Raw genomic sequence first — 20,493 nt, 5'->3', positions numbered from 1 at the left:
GCTCACCGATCTTCCGAGTTGCCGAAGCCGAGGAACTTGCCCTGCAGGAGGGTCACGAGCGCGATCAGGAGCGCCAGGATGAGCGCGCCCGCCGAGCCGGTGCCCAGCTCCTGCTGCATGCCCAGCGAGGTCTGGTACAGGTACACCAGCGGCGGCCGGGCCGAGGGCATCGTGCCCACCAGGAGCAGGAACTCGTCGAACGCCTGGTAGGCGGCGATCAGGATGAGCATGAGGACGGCGACGGACGTGGCGCGCAGCTGCGGCAGCGTGATGTGCCAGAACGTCTGCGGCCCGGGCTTCGCACCGTCCACATAGGCGGCCTCGTAGAGGTGCTGCGGAATCTGCTGGAGCGCGGCGATGAACAGGATCATGTAGAAGCCGACCTGGATCCACAGCCGCAGCGAGACGATGACGAGCCAGAACCACGGCGGGTCGGGCCGGAAGAGCCAGGCGACCTCCTCGACCCCGAAGAGGTCGAGGACGGTGTTGGCCAGGCCGAACCGCACGCCGTTGAAGATCGACATCTTCCACACCAGGGCCGCGACCACATAGGAGCAGGCGAAGGGCAGGAAGAACACCGAGCGGAAGAACGCGCGCATGACGCGCACCCGGTTGAGCATGAGCGCCAGGCCGAGCGAGCACGCGAACGTGACCGGCACGATGAACGCCGCGAACACCGTGAAGGTGACGAGGCTGTCCTGGAAGGCCGGGTCGGTGAGCATGGCGGCGTAGTTGCCGAACCCGACGAAGTCGTCGGGCGTGGGGCTGACGGTGTTCGTCGCGTCGAAGAACGACAGGTAGGCGCTCCAGGCGACCGGGATGATCGTGAAGACCAGGAGCCCGATCAGGAACGGCGCGACGAAGCACCAGAAGGTGAGGGAGGTCCGCCAGCGTCCGCCTCGGCGGACCCGGGGAGCGCGCTCCCCGGGTCCCGCCTTCGCGTCCGCGGCGGTCGCTGCGGAGACTGCCACGATGCTGGCCCTTCTAGCCGAAGATCGAGTCGAGCTCGCCCTGGATGGTGGCGGCGGCGGTCTCGAACTCGGCGTCGGGGTCGGCCCCTTCGAGGACGATGTGGTTCATCATGTCGTCGACCGCGGTCTCCATCTTGGGCGTCCAGTTCGGGTTCTCGGCCCAGCCGTACTCCTCGGAGATCCGCACGGCCTCGGCCGCGGGGCCGGAGGTGAGCTTCTCGGCGCTGCCGCGCATCGACAGGCGCGGCGGGATGTGGAAGCCGTAGGAGGTGTTCCAGTCGAGGATGAACTCCTCGTGGTCGACCCACAGCCACTTGACGAACGCCTTCGCCTCCTCGACGTTCGCGGACTTGGCGTTGACGAACGTGTCCCAGCCGCCGTTGAAGACCGTGGGGGTGCCGCCGCCGAAGGCGGGGAAGGGGATCACGGCGATGTCGTCGCCGTGGGCCTCGATGATCTGGGGCAGCGCCCACAGCCCGCACCACTGGATGGCGCAGAGGCCCTGGATGATCGAGGACGGGTCCCACGCCTCGGTCGGCGCGCCGACGAGCAGCGAGGAGGAGTCGTGGAGCGCCTTGACCTGGGCGGCCCCGGCGAGGACGGTCTCCTTGGTGAAGCCGATCTCGTTGGCGTCGGTCAGCAGGGTCTCCCCGGCCGAGAAGACGATGGGCTGGAACAGCTTGGTCGCCGAGTCGTCGTTGCCGAGGAACAGGCCCTTGACGTCGCCGGTGGTGAGCGCGGCGGCGGCGGCCGTGAGCTCCTCGAAGGTCGCCGGGGGCGTGATGCCCTCCGCCTCCAGGAGGGACGGCCGGTAGTAGAGGAACTGCGGGTCGTCGATCATGCGGACGCCGTAGATCTTGCCGTCGATCGTGTTGCGCGCCAAGTCGTCCGCCGTGTAGTCGTCGAGGACGTCGGCGAGGATGTCGTCGAGGGGCACGACCTGCCCGCTCTCGACCATGGCCCGGTTGAGGTGGCCCTCGAAGACGTCGGGGTAGTCGCCTTCCTTCTCGGCCAGGAGGCCGGAGGAGAGCGCGGTGTCGTAGTCGCCGGGAATCCAGTTGATGGCGACGGTGGCGTCCTTGTACGCGGCGGCGTACTTCTCGGCGGCCTGCTGGGTGCCGGTCTCGCCGTACTGGTGGTACCACTGCGAGAGGTTGACGCCCTCGCTGGAGCCGCGGCCGGTGTTGCCGCCGCAGGCGGCGAGCGCGCCGGTTCCGGCGGCGAGCCCGCCGAGCGCGAGCATCCGGCGGCGGTTCATCGCCAGCTTGGCGAGCGTTTGCTGGGAAGGGTTGTTGCGCTGGAAGGCAACCATGACTAGCTCCTCGCTACGTTGAGAGGTCGGAAGGGCTCCCGTGCGACCCCGGGTCTGATCGACGCCGCAGCGGAGTTTCGACATCCGTCAATTCGCCTCCCAGTGTTGCGAGCGCCACTCACTTTGTCAATGGGTTGGAGTAAGGGCTCGGATAACGATTTGCGCTCGAAACGGTGGGAGCGATCGCTCCGGGAGATGCTGGAGTTTTCGCAGCGCACAGCGCGAAGAGCCCCGAGCCGGACGGTGCGGCTGGGGCTTTCGGCGAGGTCTTGGACGGGGCGGCCGCGTCAGCGGCGGGTGCGGGACCCGACCGTGTTCAGGCGGTTCAGGTGCCCTTCGAGGGCCAGCGCGGCCGCACCGAGGGCGACCATGTTGCGGTCCTGGCCGTTGCGCTTGAGGCGGGCGGCCTTGAGGGGCGCCTCCATGGCGTGGTCGGCGAGGCGGCGCTCGAACTCGGGGACGAGGGCGTCGCCGAGGGCGCTGGTGACCCAGCCGTCGAAGACCACGAGGTCGGGGTTGAAGAGGTTGAGGAGGTTCGCGACGCCCGCGGCGAGGTATTCGGCGACGGTCTCGACGGTGCGCACGGCGGTCGCCTCGCCCGCTTCCCAAGCGGCGGCGAGGGCGGCCATCGCCTCGGTCTGCGAGCCGGTGTTGGCGCGGCCGTCGAGCTGGCCCCAGTGCCAGAGGATCGCGGGCGCGCCGACGTAGGCCTCGATGCAACCTTTTGCGCCGCAGCGGCATTGGGGTCCGGCGGGGTTGATGGTGGTGTGGCCCCACTCCCCCGCGGAGTTGGTGGCGCCGCGGTAGAGCTGGCCGCCGAAGGCCAGGCCCGCGCCGACGCCGGTGCCGAGGATGAGGACGGCGAGGCGGTCGACGCCGCGGCCCTCGCCGAACCAGAGTTCGCCGACGGTTATGGTCTTGAGGGGGTTGTCGAGGTAGATGGGGACGTCGAGCTGGAGCCGGTCGGCGAGGAGCTGGCGGAAGGGCACGTCGTGCCAGTTCCAGTTGGGGGCGAAGCCGGAGACGCCCCAGGTGACGTCGACCTGGCCGGGGAGGCTGACGCCGAGGCCGAGGATGGCGCGGTCGCCGAGGCGTTCGCGGATCTGGTCCATGGCGGAGACGATGTGGCCTATGACCTGTTCGGGGGCGTTCTCGCTGGGTTCCATGCGCTCTTCGACGCGGTCGACGACGGCGAGGGTGAGGTCGTAGACCTCGAGGTAGACGTAGGTCTCGGCAACGTCGACGCCGATCATGACGCCGCCGCCGGCGTTGGGCGCGAGCAGGGCGCGGGGCCTGCCGCCGCCGGAGTCCTCGCGGCCCACTTCGACGACGACGCCGAGTTCGATCAGGTCGGTCACCAGGTTGGAGACGGTGGCGACGCTGAGGTCGGTCTCGCGGGCGAGGATCTGGCGGGAGGTGGGGGCGTCCGCGATCAGGTGCCGCAGCACTGCGAAGCAGTTGCGGAGGCGGATGTCGCGCGAGGTGGACTTCATGGTTGCATGGTACGGCGCGAATGCCGCCTTTGTAAATGGGTTAGATGAAGGGTCCGAAATCAACCGAACCGGCGAGCCTTACGAAGGCGCGCCGTTCGGAGCGGTTCGGTTCCTTCCCATCGGCAGTAATACATCACATGTCACGTATTTGCTGTCGGCGGCTGAAAACCGGGCAGTACGGCAGTAGCGCGTCACATGTCACGCGCTACCTGCCGTTCAGTAGCCAGCGACCGCCCGGCGGGCCTCGGCGGCGTCGTTGGCGTGGAGCGCTTCGGCGGCCATGCCCGCGCAGTCGGCGAGCGTACGCGTGGACAGTTCGGCACGCACGGCCGCGACGGCGCCGGGCGCCATGGACAGGCTGGTGACGCCGAGCCCGACGAGGACGCACGCCAGCAGCGGGTCGCTCGCGGCCTCGCCGCACACCCCCACGGGCTTCTCGGCTTCGCGCCCGGCTTCAGCGGCGAGGCTCACCAGGTCGAGGAGCGCGGGCTGCCACGGGTCGAGCAGTTCGGCGAGCGTGCCGTTCATGCGGTCGGCGGCGAGGGTGTACTGACCGAGGTCGTTGGTGCCCAGGCTCGCGAAGTCGCAGCCTTCGAGGACCCGAGAGGCGCGCAGCGCCGCCGCCGGGACCTCGATCATGGTGCCCGCCGTGGGAAGCCCGTGCGCGCGGCACCGGTGCGCGAACGCGGCGGCCTCGCCCGGGGTCGCGACCATCGGGGCCATGACCCACACGTCGGCCGCGTGCCTGGCGGCTGCGGCGGCGATCGCGGTGAGCTGATCGTCTAGAAGAGACCCACCGGTCTCGGTGCGGGCCAAGCGGATGCCGCGCACGCCGAGCGCCGGGTTCGGCTCCTCGCCGTGGTCGACGAACGCGAGCGGCTTGTCGGCCCCCGCGTCGAGGGTGCGCACCACGACCTTCCGGCCGGAGAACGCCGCGAACACCTGCCCGTACGCCTCGACCTGCTCATCCACAGTGGGCGCGGTCTCGCGGTCGAGGAACAGGAACTCGGTGCGGAACAGGCCCACGCCCTCGCTGTCGACCGCGGCGGCCGCCGCGAGGTCCGCCTGCGAGCCGAGGTTCACCAGGAGCTGCACGGCGTGCCCGTCGGCGGTCCGGCCGGGGCCGCGGCTGGCCGCCAGCGCGGCCGTGCGCTGCGCCTCGGCGTCGAGCACGCGCTGCACCAGGGCGGGTTCGGGTTCGGGCACGATGAGGCCCGTGCCGCCGTCGACCAGAACCTCGGTGCCGTCGTGGAGCGCGGCGGCGGCCGGGCAGGCGACGACCGCCGGTATCCCCATGGACTTCGCGAGGATCGCCGTGTGGCTGGTCGGCCCGCCCTGCTCGGTGACGATCGCGACCACGACGGCCGGGTCGAGCGCGGCGGTGTCGGCGGGCGCGAGGTCCTTGGCCACCAGGACGAACGGGTGGCCGGGGTCGGGCAGGCCGGGCATCGGTACGCCCATCAGGACCGCCACCGTCCGGTCGCGGAGGTCGTCGAGGTCGGCGGCGCGCTCGGCCAGGTAGCCCCCGGCGGCTTCGAGCGCCGACCGGAAGAACCCGTACGCGTCGATGACCGCATGCAATGTGGACCGGCCGTTCGCGAGCGCCTTCTCGACCTGGTCGGCGAGGGCGGGGTCGCGGGGCATCATCGACTGGGCGTCGAGGATGTCGGCGGTGGTCCCGGTGGCGGCCTCGGCGCGTTCATCGAGGTCGGCCGCGACCGCTTCGAGGGCGGTCCGGGCCCGGGCGAGCGCGGCGGCCGGGTCGGGCTCGGGTCCGGTGTCGGCGGGCGGCGCGGGCACGGGCGCGAGGCGGGCGACGGGTGCGTGCGCGGCGCCCGGGCTGACGCCGATGCCGGTCATCTCAGCGGTCACAGCGGTTCCTTACGGTGCGTCGCGGTTGGTCTCGAGTTCGGCGGCGAGCGCGTCGAGCGAGGCCTCCGCGCCGTCGCCTTCGGCGGTGAGGACGACCTCGTCGCCGCCCTTGGCGTCCAGGGTGAGGAGCATGAGGAGCGAGCGGGCGTCGACCGGCTCCTGCCCTTCCTTGGCGATGGCGACCTTCGCGGGCTGCTCGGCGGCGAGCTTCGCGAACAGCTTGGCCGGGCGGGCGTGGAGGCCCACAGTGGAGGCGATGGTGACGCGGCGTTCGTACATTCTCGGTTCCTTCCTCGATCAGATGACGGGCATGGCGGCGTCGTCGGCGACGGCCTTGGACTGCCAGACGGTCTTGAGGGCGATGGCGCACACGCAGGTCGCGGCGGTACCGGCGAGGAGCGCGACGATGAACCCGGCCGGGTTGCCGATGAGCGGGAGCACCCAGATGCCGCCGTGCGGGGCGCGGAGCGTGGCCTCGAAGGCCATCGAGACCGCACCGGCGACGGCCCCGCCGACCACGGTGGACGGGATGACGCGCAGCGGGTCGGCGGCGGCGAACGGGATCGCGCCTTCGGTGATGAAGGAGGCGCCGAGGAGCCACGCGGCCTTGCCGGACTGGCGTTCGGCCTGCGTGAACAGCCTGCCGCGCACCACGGTGGCGAGGGCGAGGCCCAGCGGCGGGACCATGCCCGCGGCCATCACGGCGGCCATGACGGTGTAGTCGCCGCTGGCGAGGGCGCCGACGCCGAACAGGTAGGCGACCTTGTTGACGGGTCCGCCGAGGTCGAAGCCCATCATCGCGCCGAGCAGCAGGCCGAGCAGGATCGCGTTGACGCCGGAGAGCCCGGCGAGCCAGTCGGTGAGCCAGGCCTGGGCTTCGGCGATGGGCTTGCCGACGACGACGAGCATGACGAAGCCGACTGCGAAGACGCTCACGAGCGGGATCACGACGATCCGCATGATGCCCTGGAATGCTTGGTTGGCCTTGATGAGCTTGAGCGCCATGACGACCGCGCCCGCGAGGAGGCCCGCGGCGAGGCCGCCGAGGAAGCCGGCGCCGACAGCGACGGCGATGATGCCGCCGACGACGCCGGGCGCGATGCCCATGCGGTCGGCCATGCCGAAGGCGATGAACCCGGCGAGGATCGGCACGAGCATCGAGAACGCGAGCCCGCCGATGTAGAACATGAGGCCCGCGATCCCGGCCTCGTTGAGGATCAGGGTCGGGTCGGTGATGGCCTCGTAGGTGACGCCTTCGAAGGTGCCGCCGTTGACGACGTTGGCGATCTCGGCTCCGCCGATGAGGAACGCGAGGGCGATGAGGATACCGCCCGCGGCGACGAACGGCAGCATGTAGGACACGCCGGTCATGAGCCACAGGCGCAGCTTCGCGCCGGGGCCGAGCTTGGGTCCGGCCGGGGCGGCGGGCACCGCCGCTGCCGCCGCGGAGACAGGCGCGGCCTTCGCTTTCTCGACGGCCTCTTCGACCATCTCGGCGGCGTGGTTGATGCCGCGCTTGACGCCCGCGGAGACGATCGGCTTCCCCGCGAAACGGTCCTTCTCGCGCACGTCCACATCGGCGGCGAAGATGACCGCGTCGGCTGCGGCGATGACGGCGGGGTCGAGCGCCTCGGCGCCCGCGGCGCCCTGGGTCTCGACGTGGATCTCGTGCCCGGCCGCGATCGCGGCCTGTTCGAGGGCTTCGGCGGCCATGTACGTGTGGGCGATGCCGGTGGGGCAGGAGGTTACGGCTACGAGCTTCATTGTTCGTGCACCTTCTTCACTGGGCTGGTTCACTGGGCTGGTTTTAACCGGGGCAGGTTCTGCTTGATGAGGGCTGCCACTGCTTCGGCGTCGGGGGCCTCGCGCAGGGCGGTCTTGAAATCGGCGTGGATGAGCTTGCGCGCCAGGGACGCGAGGATGGTCATGTGCTCCGAGCCGCCGCCTTCCGGTGCGGCGATGAGGAACACGAGGTCGGCGGGCCCGTCCTCGGACCCGAAGTCGATACCCGCGTTCGCGCGCCCGAAGGCGAGGCTGGGGGCGGTGACGTGCGCGCTGCGGGCGTGCGGGATGCCGATGCCGCCTTCGATGCCGGTGGGCATCTGCTCTTCGCGGGCGCGCACGTCGGCGAGGAAACCGTCAGTGTCGGTGACGCGCCCGGCGGCGGCGAGGAGGCCCGCGAGCTTCGCGGTGGCCTCGTGTCGGTCGGCCCCGGTGAGGTCGAGGTCGATCAGATCGGCGGTGATGAGATCGGACATTGCTGGTTCTCCTTAGCTCAGGACCCGGTCGGCGTCCGGGGTCGCGGTGATCTCGACGGCGCCGAGGTCGATGTCCTTCGGGCCGGGCATGACCGAGCCGGGCAGCGACACTGCGGCGGTGCCCCACGCGACGGCGGCGGCCAGCGCCTCGGGGCCGTGCCCGCCCGCGGCGAGGAAGCCCGCGAGGGCGGCGTCGCCCGCGCCGACGGTGCTGGCGACGGGCCCGGCGAGCGGCGCCCGGGCGTGCCAGACGCCTTCGGCGGCGACGAGGACCGCGCCGTCGGCGCCGAGCGAGGCGAGGACGGCTCCGGCTCCGGCTTCGCGGAGCCGCTGTGCGGCGCGGACGGCGTCGCCGATCGTCGCGATGCTGCTGCGGGCGGCTTCGGCGAGTTCGTCGAGGTTGGGTTTGACGAGGTCGGGGCGGGCGGCGAGGCACGCTTCGAAGGCGGGCCCGGAGGAGTCGACGACCGTGGAGGCCCCGGCCGCGCGGGCGCGGGCGACGAGGACGGCGTAGAAGTCGGGGCCGACGCCGGGCGGGAGGCTCCCGCATCCGGCGATCCACGAGGCGGGCCGGTCGAGGGTGAGCGTGATGGCGGCGGTGAGGAGCTCTTCGACCTCTTCGGGGCGGAGCGTCGGCCCGGCCTCGTTGAGCTTGGTGACGGTACCGTCCGTCTCGGCGACGGTGAGGTTGGAGCGGACGCCTTGGGAGACGGGCACTTCGAGGACCGGGACGCCGGCTTCGGCGAGGAGGTCGAGCAGTTCGTTCCCGGCGTACCCGCCGGTGGTGACGACGGCGCGGGTGCGGTGGCCGTTGGCGACGAGCGCACGGGAGACGTTGACGCCCTTGCCGCCGGGGTCGACGCGGGCGCCGGTGGCGCGCAGGACCTCGCCGCGGCGCAGGCGCTCGATCGCGATGGTCCGGTCGAGGCTCGGGTTGGCGGTGACGGTGACGATCATGCGCGCACCACTTTCAGGTCGGCGGCTTCGAAGTCGGCGGTGAGGCCGTCGTCGAGGCCGGTGTCGGTGACGAGGACGTCGACCTGGTCGAGGGTCCCGAAGCGGGCGAGGCAGTCGTTCCCGGCCTTGGTGTGGTCGGCGACGACGACGGTCTTGCGGGCGGCATTGATCATGGCGCGTTTGACGGCGGCCTCGCCGGTGTCGGGGGTGGTGAGTCCGCGTTCGACGCTGATGCCGTTGGCGCCCATGAAAGCGACGTCGACGTAGGTCTCGGCGAGGGCGCGCAGTGCCCAGTCGTCGACGGCGGCCATGGTGCGGCCGCGCACTTTGCCGCCGACGATGAGGACGGTGAGGAGCGGTTTGGCGGCGAGGAGGGAGGCGATGAGGACGTCGTTGGTGACGACGGTGAGCTCGCGGGCCGGGAGGGCCTGGGCGATGCGGGCGGTGGTGGTGCCCGCGTCGAGGAGGATCGCGCCTTCGTCGGGGACCTCGGCGAGGGCGGCGGCGGCGATGCGCTCCTTCGCGGCGGTCTGGACGGTGTCGCGGGCGGCGACGGTGGGTTCGAAGCCCATGCGCTCCAGGGGGATCGCGCCGCCGTGGACTTTCTTGACGACGCCCTGGCGCTCCAGGGCGGTGAGGTCGCGCCGGATGGTCTCGGTGGTGACCTCGAAGTCGGCCGCCAGGGCCGCGACGTCCACGCGGCCTTCGGTGCGCGCGCGTTCGGCGATGCGCTGCTGGCGCTCTTCCGCGAACATGTGGTTTCACCCCAGTTTCATTTGGATTTATTTGGTTATACATGGTTTCTTGTTGCATTGTCAACGCGTCGTGGGGGCATGCGCGCATCACGAGTTCGTAACAAGCCCCTGAGCTCGAACGTTACTGCCGCTCCCGCCGCCAGGCGCCGAAACGGCGGGCCCCGCGCCGCTCCCGCCCGGACGTGCTTGCATGAGGGCATGGGCATCCAGATCCTCAAAGGCGACATCACGAAGCAGCATGTGGACGCGATCGTCAACGCCGCGAACTCCTCGCTCCTGGGCGGCGGCGGCGTCGACGGCGCGATCCACCGCGCGGGCGGGCCCGCGATTCTCGCCGAATGCCAGGACCTGCGCCGCTCCCACTACGGGAAGGGCCTGCCGACCGGGCAGGCCGTCGCCACCACCGCCGGGCGGCTCGACGCGCACTGGGTCATCCACACCGTCGGCCCCGTCTACTCCCCCACCGAGGACCGCAGCGGACTCCTCGCCTCCTGCTACCGGGAGTCCCTCGCCGTCGCCGACCGGCTCGGCGCCGACTCGGTCGCGTTTCCGGCGGTCTCGGCCGGGGTATACGGCTGGCCGGCCGCATCGGCCGCCGAAATCGCCGTCGCCGCCGTGCAAGAAGCCGCGACGGACGTGGGCGACATCCGCTTCGTCCTGTTCAACGACGAGGTCTACGCGGCCTTCGAGCGCGCACTGGGATGAATGTCGTACCCGGCCGGTACGGTCGTGCGCACCGCCGTCGCCAGAAGGGGCACTGTTGAAAGGGGCACCGATGAAGACGCTCAGCAAGGACGCGTTCGCCGCCGCGGAGCGGTATCTCGACCGCAACGCCCGCCTCATCGACCGGGCCCGCTTCGCCAACCGCTTCCACGGCGGCCCCGCCGGACCGGTCGTGCACGCCGTGCGCGCCTACCAGAACCCCGACGGCGGCTTCGGCCACGCGATCGAGCCGGACCTGCGCGGATCGGGCAGCCAGCCGCAGGGCGCCGAGGTCGCGCTGTGGGCCCTCGACGAGGTCGGGGCGTTCGACGAGGCGATCGTGCTGGCCGCCTGCGCCTGGCTCGAAGTGAACTCCACTGCGGACGGCGGCGTGCCGTGGGTCCTGCCGAGTGTCCGCGACGACGAACGCGGCCCCTGGTGGCAGCCGCAGGGCGACGAGCCCCCGGCGGCACTGAACCCGACCGCGCCGATCTGCGGGCTCCTCCACGCCCGCAACGTCAAACACCCCTGGATCGAGGCGGCCACCGAGTTCTGCTGGCGGGCGATCGCCGGGCTCGACGAGGTCGGCGCCTACGACGCGATGTGCGTGATCCGCTTCCTCGAACGCGTCCCCGACCGCGAACGAGCCCGCAGCGAGTTCGCGCGGCTCGGCCCCGCGCTCCGCGCCACCGCCGCCCTCGACCCCAGCGAACCCGGGCACACGCACTCCCCGCTCGACCTCGCGCCGGCTCCGGACTCGTGGGCCCGCAGCCTGTTCAGCGACGACGAGATCGGCCGCCACCTCGACCACCTCGTCGAAGCACAGGGGCCCGAAGGCGGCTGGGCGCCGAACTTCACGATGTGGACGCCCGCCGTCGCCCACGAGTGGGGCGGCTTCCTGACCCGCGCGACCCTGTCGACGCTGCAGGCCTACGGCCGCATCGCATAAGCGGGCGTCGGGCCAGTCCCCGGTCCCGGCCAGGTCGAGGACGAGGGCCGCGATGTTCCAGGCGTCGTCGGCGCCGCTGTGGTGGCGGCCCGCGAGCGGCAGACCCGCGATCTCGAGCGCCGTCGCCATGCCGGGCCTGCGGCGCAGACCCCGCGCTTCGGTGAAGCGGAGCTTGGCGTTGGTGTGGCGCGAACCGAACGGGTAGCGGGTGCCCGTGGCCCGGCACTGGCGGTCGAACTGGTTGCGGTCGTAGTCGCCCCAGCTCGCCCAGGGCCGCGAATCGGACCGGTGCTCGGCGGTGAGGAGGCGGCAGGCCTCAGCGAACCCGACGCCGGTGTCGACCTCCGCCTGGGTGAGGCCGGTGAGCTCGGTGCAGAATCCGCTCACGGTGGACCGCCTGGGGCGCACCAGGATGCGGTGCTTCCCGAGGCGTTCGCGCCGGTCGAGGTCGACGACGGTGAGGCCGATCTCGATGATCTCGCTGCTCATACCTGGCGGCGGCTGGCCCTGCCAGCAGGTCGCTTCGACGTCGACCACGTTCAGCAGGTTTCGGGGCAGGTCCATGCGGTGCAGGGTAAGCGGACCCGGCAAGGGCCGCAACCGGATTCGGGCAGCGTTACGCGGCAGAGTTATGCGACCCCGGCGCAAGGCCGAAGTCGCACGATCGACAAACGTCACAACAGTCGCTTGAAGACGTTGTGTTCGTCGTCCTCAACGGTGATGCTGGTGAACTTGACGGTCATGGGCGGTGAGCAGTCCGGCTGGAACGTGGCAGTGAGCGTCAGCGAGAAGTCCGCCCGTCCGTTCTGGACGGGGAAGTCGCCTTCAGCGGTGAAGCTCGCCTTGTTCACGGCCTTCGGGTGGTGTCCACCCGGGTTGATGCACTCGGCGGTCGCATTGACCTCGATGTGCACCTGCGTCTCATTGCCGAGACCGGCCTCCTTGCCCTCGACGGTCAGGGTGTTGTCCGAGACCGTGTAGGAGACCTTGACGAAGTGTGGGCTCCCGGCCCACGCGGTTGACGTACCGGCAAACATCAGTGCGAACACTGCGAATGCCACGAATATGATCTTTCGCATGATCATGTCAATCATGAGCGGTCTGCGGCGGTCCTCGCGGCCTTCGGCCGCCGATGGGCAAGTGGGACGCCGAACTCGCAACAGGTGACCGCGCGCAAGCGGCGCCGCAGGGTCGCCGGGCATCACGTGGGCACGGACCGGTTACACAGGTCCCAATGCATCTCGTGTCACACTAAAACAATCCTGAACAGGACACATCATACCACAACATGAGAATTTATGACACTCTGTAAATAGTGCTTTCGGTCAGTATTCCTGGCCGAAAGTACTAGTTCGCAGGCTTGCGGGCGGAGCCGATGAGATGCGGGCTCACCGAGAGCGGGAACGGCAGGTCCGGGTACCGCCGCCCGGCAAGGCCCGCCGTGTCGAACCCCGCGCGGCGCATCGCCGCACCTGTGTCGCGGCCGGTGCGGCAGCCGCCGAACGCGTGCGACCAGAACACGGCGTCGAACACGCGCTCTCCCGCATGGATCATGCGGTTCGCCGAGGCCACGTGCTCCAGGCACACCAGTGCACCGCCCGGCTTGAGCACCCTGTGGATCTCCGCGAGCGCCCGGTCCTGGTCCTCGACCGAGCACAGGACGAGCGTCGTGACGACCGCGTCGAACGAACCGCTTTCGACGGGCAGGGCCTCGGCCTGGCCGTCGAGGACCGTGACGTTCCGGCCCGCGGCTGCGGCGCGGGCGAGGTCGCGCAGGTGCGTCTCGGGCTCGACCGCGACCAGTTCGGTGACCGCATCGGGGTAGTGGGGGAAGTTGACGCCGTGGCCGCAGCCGACCTCCAGGACGCGTCCGGAGAGTCCGGCCAGGAGGCGCCCGCGCCGCTCCCCCAGGCCGCGCGTCTCGAGGGCGGCGGCGAATCCGGGGTACCAGCGGGCGAACAGGCGGCGTCGGCGGCGGGCCATGCGGGCCTCCCTGAGCGGGTGTTCCTGCCCTCGAGCCTACGCGGGCTTGCGCGCGGTGCCGACGAGGTGCGGGCTCTTCGAGACCGGGAACGGCAGGAACGGGAACCGCTCCTCACGCAGGTCTGCGGTGTCGAACCCGGCCGCGCGGATCGCGCCGAGCGTGTCGCGGGAGAGGTGGCAGCCGCCGTTGAGGTGGGTCCACAGCACCGCGTCGAGGACCCGCTCGGCCGCGTGCCGGGCGCGCCCGGCCGAGCCGACGTGCTCGAAGCCCACGAGTGCCCCGCCGGGTTTGAGGACGCGGGCGATCTCGGCGAGCGCCGCGGCCTGGTCGTCGACCGAGCAGAGCACGGCCGTCGCTACGACCGCGTCGAACGAGCCGGACTCGACCGGGAGCGCTTCGGCGGTGCCTTCGATGACCGTGGCTTTGAGCCCCAGTTCGTCCGCGCGGGCACGGGCGAGGTCCCGGAAGTGCTCCTCGGGTTCGACCGCGACCAGTTCGGTGACCGCATCGGGGTAGTGCGGGAAGTTCGCGCCGAAGCCGCAGCCGAGTTCGAGGACGCGTCCTTCGAGCGGGGCGAGGAGGCGGGCCCGCTGCTCGGCGAGGCCGCGCGCCTCCAGGCGGGCGGCGGCGTCGGGGTACCAGCGGGCGAACAGGGGGCGCTTGCGGCGTGCCATGGGGTGTCCTCTCGTCCGGGAGCGTGTCGTCGAGGGCGCTCCCCGGTTCCGAGACTAGTCAAGCCGCGCCCGGCGGTGGGCCCCGCGGGCGGGCGCCCTCACTCCTCCTCGCGCGACCCGCGGGCGAGGATCGCCACGCCGATCACTATGGCGGCCAGCAGGATCACCACCACCAGCAGCGTGTCGACCGCGAACAGGGCGTTGAACATCTGGGCGACGAACGGTGCCAGGATCGCGAGCAGGGCCGCCAGGGCGATCCATCTCGCGTTGCGGCGCATGAAGTCCATCGAGGCTCCTCCCGGGGGTTCCTCCGAGCCTACGGGAGGAGCCGGGCCGAGCGGGCGCGCCTCAGTTCGTCCGCGTGTTGGGCAGGTGGTCGCCGAGGTAGCCGATCCAGACCTTCCCGGTCGCCCCGCCCGCGTCGTCGAGGAAGTGCATGCGCGGCGCGGGCGAGCCGACCTGCTGGAGCTTGATGTGCGAGGGCATGTAGACGCGGCCCGACGGGTCGATCTCCACGGGGACCCGGAAGACCCTGGCGCGGTAGAACTTCGGGTTGCCCGAGACCGAGTCGGACTCCTTCATCGACACCATCGTCGGCGTGATGATCGGCGCCCCGGGGAGCGGGCGGGCGCACCAGTCGTAGAAGCCGCCGGTGAAGCGGGCCTCGGCGCGCGCGGCCGCGTACGCGTCGAGGGCGCGCAGGGCGTCCCAGGTGCGGCCGGTCCAGCGGCGGCGCTGGCGCGGGTACATGACGTCGAGTTTGGACACCTCGGTGTCGAGGGCGTCGGGCAGGTCGAGGCGGCGCAGCTGCTTGCGGGCGCGCTGGACGACGTCCATGAGGCTCTCGGCCTCCCAGCAGCCGTCCCGGTCGGCCTCGTCCTGGAGGCCGTAGACGGGGTCGGCGTGCTCGGCGAGGCGGCTCTCGAGCCAGCGGATGCGGTCCTGGGCTTTGCGCTCGTGCTCCTGGAGTTCGGTGTAGTCGAGTTCGAGCTGGTCGTACTGCCTGCGGAGGCGTTCGAGCTCCTGGCCAGGGTCGCGGGAGGCGAGGAGCCCGGTGGACTCGACGGCGCGGGTGAGGGCGTCGAGGTGGGCCGACATGGTCCTGATGAGCGCGGTGGTCTCGGAGTCGCCGCCGCGGGCCATGTCGACCAGGGCTTCCAGGACGCTGTCGTCGAGGCGGTCGGCGAGCTTCGCGGCGATGTCGTCGGCGAGGCCGCCGGTGTCGCCTTCGGGTTGCGGGGCAGCGAGTTCGGGTTCCGGTTCCGGTTCGGGTGTCTGGAGTGCCGGTTCGGGTGCCGGGGGTTCGACTGCGGGCGCTGCGGGTTCGGAGGGCGGGGCGGGTCTGGGTATGCGGGGCCCGCGCGGGACGGCTATCGCGGCGGGGCTGGGCGGGGCCGCGTGCAGTTCGCCCGGCGGCAGCGTGCCGGAGAGTATGCGGGCGACCCTGGACTCGGTCTGGCGTATGTCCGTCGGCAGCTGGCGGTGCACCGAGAGCTCGACGACGCCTTTGACGACCACTTCGAGCGAGCGCACGCCCTGGTCGCGTATCGCGCCGCCGCCGCGCGGCTGGTGGCGCATCGCGTAGGTCTCCTCCCCCGGGCGCACGCCCGGCAGGTAGGTGCGCAGGCCGCCGCCGAACACGCTGAGATCGCCGCCGAGCCAGGAGTTCAGGTCGTCCTGGGTGCGCGAGTCGTAGAGACGGGCCACGACCGCTACGCCGGCGAGGTGGACGGCGAGGTGGTCGGCGCAGGCGGCCACGAGGTTCGGGTCGCTGCGGTCGACGGTGAGGACGATGACGGGCACGCCCCGGTCGGCGCGGGCGAGCCACCCCGTGAGCTCTTTGACCTCCTCCGGTCCGATGAGGAGCGGCCCGGCCTCGACCGGGACGGCGCCGTCGGTGGCGCGGCCGGTCGCCAGGAACGCGGGCATGAACCCGGGCGCGGTCACCTCGGCCTCGTCGAGGTCGCCTTCGACGGTGACTCGGACCCAGCCGGGCGCGCTCCCGCGGCCCGCCGCCCAGGTGGCGGTGGTGCGCAGCCGACCGTCCCCGGTCGGGCCGTCATGGGTGTAGCGGCCGCAGAGCTCGTTGTCGGCGAACGCGGTCCGCGTGCGGCCCTTGGCATGTTCGAGGAGCGGACCGCCGCTGTCCTCGACCCCGGCCCAGGCGGCGAAGCACCGCCGCAGCCGGGGCCCGAGCCGGGGCCCTGCGTCCCGGAGCAAAGCTTGGTAGAACTGCGTCACGGCGCCTCCAACGGTCCAGCTCACGGCCACGTTGAGGCAACATGCTACTTGACGTTCACTTGCGCGTCGTCATCCAAATCCAATAGGGACAGTTGCCTTCCCGCGGCGGGAACGACACCGGCCCGCACCGTGTTCGGTGCGGGCCGGAGCGGCGGTATCGGGGCCGGGTCAGGCGGTCTCGGCGGCCGGCGCGTCGACGCGGGCGGGCGCCTCGGCACCGTCGGAGCCGCCTGCGGCGGGGTTGTCGGCAGTGGGGTTGTTGGCTTTGTCCAGGACGGGCCCGCCGACGTCGCGCTCGGCGAGGTGGCGGCGCACCGAGTAGGCGATCGCCGCGATCCAGACGATCGCGATGACGGCGTAGGCGGCGAACCTGGCCGCGTCCGGGGCGGCGATCCAGTCGCTGCGCAGCAGGGTGCGGATGTTCGTCAGGACGATGACGCCGCCGACGGCCGAGCCGAGCACGCGCGGCGGGATGTGGCGGACCAGCCAGGCCGCGATCGGCGCGGCGATCAGGCCGCCGAGCAGGAGCACGCCGACCCACGCGAAGTCGATGCCGGCGCTGCCGATGCCGACGATGAAGCCGGCCGAGGCGGCCACCGCCACCAGGAACTCGGAGGTGTCGATGGAGCCGATGACCTTGCGGGGCTCGATGCGGCCGCTCGCGAGCAGGGCGGGGGTGCCGACCGGGCCCCAGCCGCCGCCGCCGGTCGCGTCGAGGAAGCCGCCGACGAGGCCGAGCGGGGTCAGGAACCGCTTGCGCAGGGGCTTGCCGAGGTTCTTGCGGTCGAGGCCGCGGAACGTGAAGCGGATGAGGACGTAGAGGCCGAGCGAGAGCAGGATGATCGACATGACCGGGGCGGCGACCTCGGTGGAGAGCCGCGACAGGACGGTGGCGCCCGCGAAGGCGCCGACGGCGCCGGGGATGCCGATCTTGAGGACGACCTTCCAGTCGACGTTGCCGAAGCGCCAGTGCGAGGCGCCGGAGGCGAGGGTGGTGCCGATCTCGGCGAGGTGGACGGTGGCCGAGGCGGCGGCGGGGTTGGCGCCGATGGCGAGCAGGAGCGTGGTCGACGTGACGCCGTAGGCCATGCCGAGGCTGCCGTCGACGAGCTGGGCGGCCAGGCCTACGAGGCCGAGAAGGACGAGGGTGCGCACGTGCGGGCCTTCCGAGTGATGTCCGGGCGATGATCTCTACCAAATCTATGGGAAATATAGATTGTGGAGAGGCCAGCGTCAACCGCCGGTCCCGATAATCGGGAACGCGCGGGCACGCAGTGGACCGGGGCCCGCGCGAAGGAGGGTTTCACGGGCGTTTTCCGGCGCAGAGACACAAAGGCGGACACAATCGGGCGAGACGCCGCCGACGGGCGGCCTGCAGAGAGGAAGACGCATGAGCCAACTCATCGCCGTGGCCTATCCGGACGTCCCCACCGCGCAGACGGTCCTCGCCAAACTCGCCGACATGCAGAAGCGCGAGCTCATCAAGCTCGACGACGCGGTCGTGGTCGAGCGGCGCGACGACGGCAAGGTCAAACTCCACCAGTCGACCTCGCTGGTCGGCGTCAGCGCGACCGGCGGCGCGCTCTGGGGCGGCCTCATCGGCCTGCTGTTCTTCGCGCCGCTCCTCGGCATGGCCGTCGGCGCGGCCGCGGGCGCCGCGGGCGGGGCCATGACCGACATCGGCGTGGACGACACGTTCATGAAGGACCTCGGCAAGGAGCTCAGCCCCGGCACCGCCGCGCTCGTGCTCCTCGTCCGCTCCGCCACCGAGGACAAGGTCCTCGAAGAGCTCGGCGGCAAGTACGACGGCAAGCTCCTGTCGACGAACCTCTCCTCCGAGGAGGAAGAGCGCCTGCGCGAGCACATCGACGCCGCCAAGGCCGCGCGCGGCTGAGGCGAAGCGGAGGCGGACGGGAGCGGCCCCCGTCCGCCTCCGCCGTCTCCAGGGCCCGTTTTCGCTGTTCAAGACGCAGATTCCCGGTCGCCCGCATACGCTTTCCCCGTGAAGAGGACCAGCGACGGCACCGAGATGCAGAGCTATTTCCGGTCCTATGTGCTGCCCAAGAGCCCCTGGAACCGCGTCGCCGCCGGACAGGCCGGATCGGTCCTGATCCTGCGGCTCATGCCGTTCATCCTCATCGCCGTCACCCTCCCGATCGCGTTCCTCGACGACACCGCCGCCGAGTACGCCGACTTCACCGTCGTCCTCCTGCCCGCCTTCACCGCCCTGGTCAACGGGCCCGTCGCCACCGCGGGCTCGACGCTCCTCGTCGTCGCCATCATCAGCGCCGGGCAGGACGCCCTCGGCATCTTCAAATACCCCGAGTCGTCCTGGGCCGACGTGCCGCCCGTCGCCATCATCGGCCTGCTCTGCATCGCGCTCTCCTGGGTCAGGAACCGCATGGTCGTGCGGCTGCTGGAGATGACCCTCGTGGCCGAGGCCGTCCAGACCGCGATCCTGCCCGAGCTGCCCTCGCACGTCGGCGGCGCGCGCGTCGCCGTCGCCTACCGGACCCACGAGGGCAGCCCCGGGCTCGTCGGCGGCGACTTCTACGAGGTGCAGGAGACCGACTTCGGCATCCGCGCGGTCGTCGGCGACGTCCAAGGCCACGGCCTGACCACGGTGCATCTCACCGAAGCGCTCCTGGGGACCTTCCGGGAGCGCTCGCTCGACGACCCCGACCTGCACACCCTCGCCGCGCGCATGGAACGGCGCGTCCGCATCCACAACCGCGGCCGGGACGAGTGGCAGCAGTCCTTCGCGACCGCCGCGCTCGTCGAGATCACGCCCCGGTTCGACACCATCCGCGTCGTCCTGTGCGGGCACCCCGCCCCGCTCCTGGTGCGCGGATCGGCCCAACCGCTGTCCGCGCGGCCCATGCCGCCGCTCGGCCTGGCCGACTTCGGGCTCCAGCGCACCGAGATCCGCGAGGCCACGCTCATGCCCGGCGACCTCGTGGTCGTGTTCTCCGACGGGTTCATCGAGGGCCGCAACGCCGCCGGGGAGACCTTCCCGGTGATCGAGCGCATCAACGCGCACATCGCCTCCGGCATCCGCGACCCCGACCGCCTCCACCGTAAGCTCAAGGCCGACTTCCAAAACGGCGGCTACGAGCGCACCGACGACCTCACCGTGCTCATCATCCAGACGCCCCCGGTGCAACCCCGCGATAGGGCCTCCGCGTTAGGCAGGGTGGAACCCCGGAACGACCGAAGGACACCGCATGCCACGCACCTCCCGACCGCTCGCGCTCATCGCCGCCGTCCTCGCACTGGCGGCCTCGGGGTGCGGACTCGGCGGCGGTGGCGACGAAGCCGGGGCGGGGGCGACCTCGACCGCGTGCGACGAGCACGGCATCCAGATGTCGCTCACGGCCACCGGCGAGGTCGGCGACCGCACGTTCATGGCGATCGGCCTGGTCAACTGCGGCGAGGCGCCGCTGCTGCTCGACAGCATGCCGCAGGTCGGCGTCTTCGGCGGGAACGTCGTCGCGCCGCGCGACTACAACGCGCCCGAGTCCGTCACTGTCGATCCCGGGCAGGCCGCGATCGCGCCGCTGTCGTGGACGCCCGCGACCGGCACCGACGTGCTCGAAGTGGACCGCTTCCTCATCAACGCACTCCCGGTGTACGCCGGGTACGAGCTGGCGCTCCCCGAACCGGTCGAGCTCGACGCCGACCACGTGCTCGACCTCGGCGCCTGGCAGCTCACCGGCGTACCGGCGGCGCCGCCCGCCGAACCCGTGGAACCGGCGACCGAACTGCCCGAGGAGCCGGCCTGCCCCGAGGGGTTCCACGTCACCGTGACCCAGGGCAGTGCGGCGATGGGCATCCGCTCCAGCGGGATCGAGCTCGTCAACTGCGGCACCGAGGACATCGAGATCAACGGGTACCCGGTGATCGAGGTCCCCGGCGTCGACGTCGCCGTCCGGCACGGCTCGGACACGCTCCAAGACCCCGGGCCCACGGCGATCACGCTCGCGCCCGGTGCATCGGTGAGCGCGGGGATGCTGTGGCACAACAAGGTCGAATCCGCCGACGAAGGCGAGGTCGTGAACGCGACCGAGATCAGCGTCGGCTACGCGGAGGGCTCGCCGATGGAGACAGTCGCCCCGGAAGCCTCCATCGACCTCGGCACCACCCGCGAGATCGAGGTCACCGCCTGGCGGTGACCCGAAGGGCCGCAACAGCAACGGGATGGGCGAACGTAGAACGGCGGGGGGGGGGGGGGGGGGGGGGGGGGGGGGGGGGGGGTGGGGTGGGGGGGGGGGGTGGGGGTTGTGGGGGTGGGAAAGGGGGGGGGGGGGGGGGAAAGGGAGGCGCCC

21 protein-coding genes and 2 pseudogenes are annotated in these 20,493 nt (G+C 71.4%); 6 read left to right on the top strand and 17 right to left on the bottom strand.

Annotated elements, in window-relative coordinates; translation table 11 throughout:
* Positions 1–2: 2 nt before the first annotated feature.
* The 3 genes from ACZ60M_RS11860 to ACZ60M_RS11850 all read right to left on the bottom strand — a co-directional run bounded on the left by ACZ60M_RS11860 (position 3) and on the right by ACZ60M_RS11850 (position 3,776).
* Positions 3–971: a carbohydrate ABC transporter permease gene (locus ACZ60M_RS11860; protein ID WP_465417270.1), complete on the bottom strand. Its 969-nt coding sequence runs from the start codon at positions 969–971 to the stop codon at positions 3–5.
* A 13-nt stretch (positions 972–984) separates the two neighbouring features.
* A complete protein-coding gene (locus tag ACZ60M_RS11855) occupies positions 985–2,283 on the bottom strand; it encodes an ABC transporter substrate-binding protein (RefSeq protein ID WP_465417268.1) in 1,299 nt (432 codons plus the stop codon).
* 287 nt (positions 2,284–2,570) lie between these two features.
* Positions 2,571–3,776 carry an ROK family transcriptional regulator gene (locus ACZ60M_RS11850; protein WP_465417266.1) on the bottom strand — a complete coding sequence of 402 codons (1,206 nt, stop codon included), beginning with the start codon at positions 3,774–3,776 and terminating at the stop codon, positions 2,571–2,573.
* Here ACZ60M_RS11850 and ACZ60M_RS11845 point away from each other — a divergent pair.
* Positions 3,775–3,963, top strand: a complete 189-nt coding sequence (locus ACZ60M_RS11845; RefSeq protein ID WP_465417264.1) for a hypothetical protein — start codon at positions 3,775–3,777, stop codon at positions 3,961–3,963. The two genes, ACZ60M_RS11850 and ACZ60M_RS11845, sit on opposite strands and share 2 nt — an antisense overlap.
* Positions 3,964–3,992: 29 nt before the next feature.
* Here the strand turns inward: ACZ60M_RS11845 and ptsP are convergent, their stop codons facing one another.
* From ptsP to ACZ60M_RS11815, 6 genes are read right to left on the bottom strand one after another with little or no spacing between them, the layout of a single operon-like run.
* Positions 3,993–5,648 carry a phosphoenolpyruvate--protein phosphotransferase gene (gene ptsP, locus ACZ60M_RS11840; protein ID WP_465417262.1) on the bottom strand — a complete coding sequence of 552 codons (1,656 nt, stop codon included), beginning with the start codon at positions 5,646–5,648 and terminating at the stop codon, positions 3,993–3,995.
* A gap of 9 nt (positions 5,649–5,657) precedes the next feature.
* Complete coding sequence (locus tag ACZ60M_RS11835; protein ID WP_465417260.1) at positions 5,658–5,927, bottom strand: HPr family phosphocarrier protein; 270 nt, start codon at positions 5,925–5,927, stop codon at positions 5,658–5,660.
* Positions 5,928–5,945: 18 nt separating this feature from the next.
* Positions 5,946–7,412, bottom strand: a complete 1,467-nt coding sequence (locus ACZ60M_RS11830; protein WP_465417258.1) for a PTS fructose transporter subunit IIC — start codon at positions 7,410–7,412, stop codon at positions 5,946–5,948.
* 29 nt (positions 7,413–7,441) lie between these two features.
* Entirely contained in the window at positions 7,442–7,906 is a 465-nt protein-coding gene (locus ACZ60M_RS11825; RefSeq protein ID WP_465417256.1) for a PTS sugar transporter subunit IIA, read from the bottom strand.
* Positions 7,907–7,918: 12 nt separating this feature from the next.
* Positions 7,919–8,863, bottom strand: a complete 945-nt coding sequence (gene pfkB, locus ACZ60M_RS11820) for a 1-phosphofructokinase (protein WP_465417254.1) — start codon at positions 8,861–8,863, stop codon at positions 7,919–7,921.
* The gene (locus ACZ60M_RS11815) at positions 8,860–9,618 is read right to left on the bottom strand and encodes a DeoR/GlpR family DNA-binding transcription regulator (protein WP_465417252.1); all 759 of its coding nucleotides are present in this window, start codon (positions 9,616–9,618) and stop codon (positions 8,860–8,862) included. The genes pfkB and ACZ60M_RS11815 overlap by 4 nt, the downstream gene beginning before the upstream one ends.
* Positions 9,619–9,816: 198 nt before the next feature.
* Between ACZ60M_RS11815 and ACZ60M_RS11810 the strand changes: the two genes are divergently transcribed.
* A complete protein-coding gene (locus ACZ60M_RS11810; protein ID WP_465417251.1) occupies positions 9,817–10,323 on the top strand; it encodes an O-acetyl-ADP-ribose deacetylase in 507 nt (168 codons plus the stop codon).
* Positions 10,324–10,393: 70 nt separating this feature from the next.
* Positions 10,394–11,269 carry a hypothetical protein gene (locus ACZ60M_RS11805; RefSeq protein WP_465417249.1) on the top strand — a complete coding sequence of 292 codons (876 nt, stop codon included), beginning with the start codon at positions 10,394–10,396 and terminating at the stop codon, positions 11,267–11,269.
* A 9-nt stretch (positions 11,270–11,278) separates the two neighbouring features.
* On the opposite strand, the pseudogene ACZ60M_RS11800 reads toward ACZ60M_RS11805, so the two are convergent.
* The 7 genes and pseudogenes from ACZ60M_RS11800 to ACZ60M_RS11770 all read right to left on the bottom strand — a co-directional run.
* A pseudogene (locus tag ACZ60M_RS11800) lies at positions 11,279–11,833 on the bottom strand (3'-5' exonuclease); the annotation flags it as partial.
* 110 nt (positions 11,834–11,943) lie between these two features.
* Positions 11,944–12,330, bottom strand: coding sequence for a hypothetical protein (locus ACZ60M_RS11795; protein ID WP_465417247.1), 387 nt, complete (start codon positions 12,328–12,330; stop codon positions 11,944–11,946).
* 286 nt (positions 12,331–12,616) lie between these two features.
* Positions 12,617–13,252, bottom strand: coding sequence for a class I SAM-dependent methyltransferase (locus ACZ60M_RS11790; RefSeq protein ID WP_465417246.1), 636 nt, complete (start codon positions 13,250–13,252; stop codon positions 12,617–12,619).
* A gap of 36 nt (positions 13,253–13,288) precedes the next feature.
* The gene (locus ACZ60M_RS11785) at positions 13,289–13,927 is read right to left on the bottom strand and encodes a class I SAM-dependent methyltransferase (protein WP_465417244.1); all 639 of its coding nucleotides are present in this window, start codon (positions 13,925–13,927) and stop codon (positions 13,289–13,291) included.
* A 98-nt stretch (positions 13,928–14,025) separates the two neighbouring features.
* Positions 14,026–14,214 carry a hypothetical protein gene (locus ACZ60M_RS11780; protein WP_465417242.1) on the bottom strand — a complete coding sequence of 63 codons (189 nt, stop codon included), beginning with the start codon at positions 14,212–14,214 and terminating at the stop codon, positions 14,026–14,028.
* Positions 14,215–14,275: 61 nt separating this feature from the next.
* Entirely contained in the window at positions 14,276–16,168 is a 1,893-nt protein-coding gene (locus tag ACZ60M_RS11775; protein ID WP_465417240.1) for a hypothetical protein, read from the bottom strand.
* Between the two features lie 168 nt (positions 16,169–16,336).
* Positions 16,337–17,323 carry a sulfite exporter TauE/SafE family protein gene (locus ACZ60M_RS11770; protein ID WP_465417239.1) on the bottom strand — a complete coding sequence of 329 codons (987 nt, stop codon included), beginning with the start codon at positions 17,321–17,323 and terminating at the stop codon, positions 16,337–16,339.
* 235 nt (positions 17,324–17,558) lie between these two features.
* On the opposite strand from ACZ60M_RS11770, the gene ACZ60M_RS11765 reads away from it, so the two are divergent.
* Positions 17,559–18,062, top strand: a complete 504-nt coding sequence (locus ACZ60M_RS11765; protein WP_465417237.1) for a DUF1269 domain-containing protein — start codon at positions 17,559–17,561, stop codon at positions 18,060–18,062.
* 155 nt (positions 18,063–18,217) lie between these two features.
* On the opposite strand, the gene ACZ60M_RS11760 is transcribed toward ACZ60M_RS11765, so the two are convergent.
* Complete coding sequence (locus ACZ60M_RS11760) at positions 18,218–18,571, bottom strand: hypothetical protein (protein WP_465417235.1); 354 nt, start codon at positions 18,569–18,571, stop codon at positions 18,218–18,220.
* Here ACZ60M_RS11760 and ACZ60M_RS11755 point away from each other — a divergent pair.
* Positions 18,570–19,307: pseudogene (locus ACZ60M_RS11755) on the top strand (PP2C family protein-serine/threonine phosphatase); the annotation flags it as partial. The gene ACZ60M_RS11760 and the pseudogene ACZ60M_RS11755 overlap by 2 nt on opposite strands.
* An 85-nt stretch (positions 19,308–19,392) precedes the next feature.
* The gene (locus ACZ60M_RS11750; RefSeq protein ID WP_465417233.1) at positions 19,393–20,340 is read left to right on the top strand and encodes a DUF4232 domain-containing protein; all 948 of its coding nucleotides are present in this window, start codon (positions 19,393–19,395) and stop codon (positions 20,338–20,340) included.
* Positions 20,341–20,493 lie beyond the last annotated feature (153 nt).

This window comes from Glycomyces sp. NPDC050141, assembly GCF_055586545.1.
The sequence above is the reverse complement of the archived record's forward strand: the minus strand, read 5'-3'. Positions and strand labels throughout refer to the sequence as shown.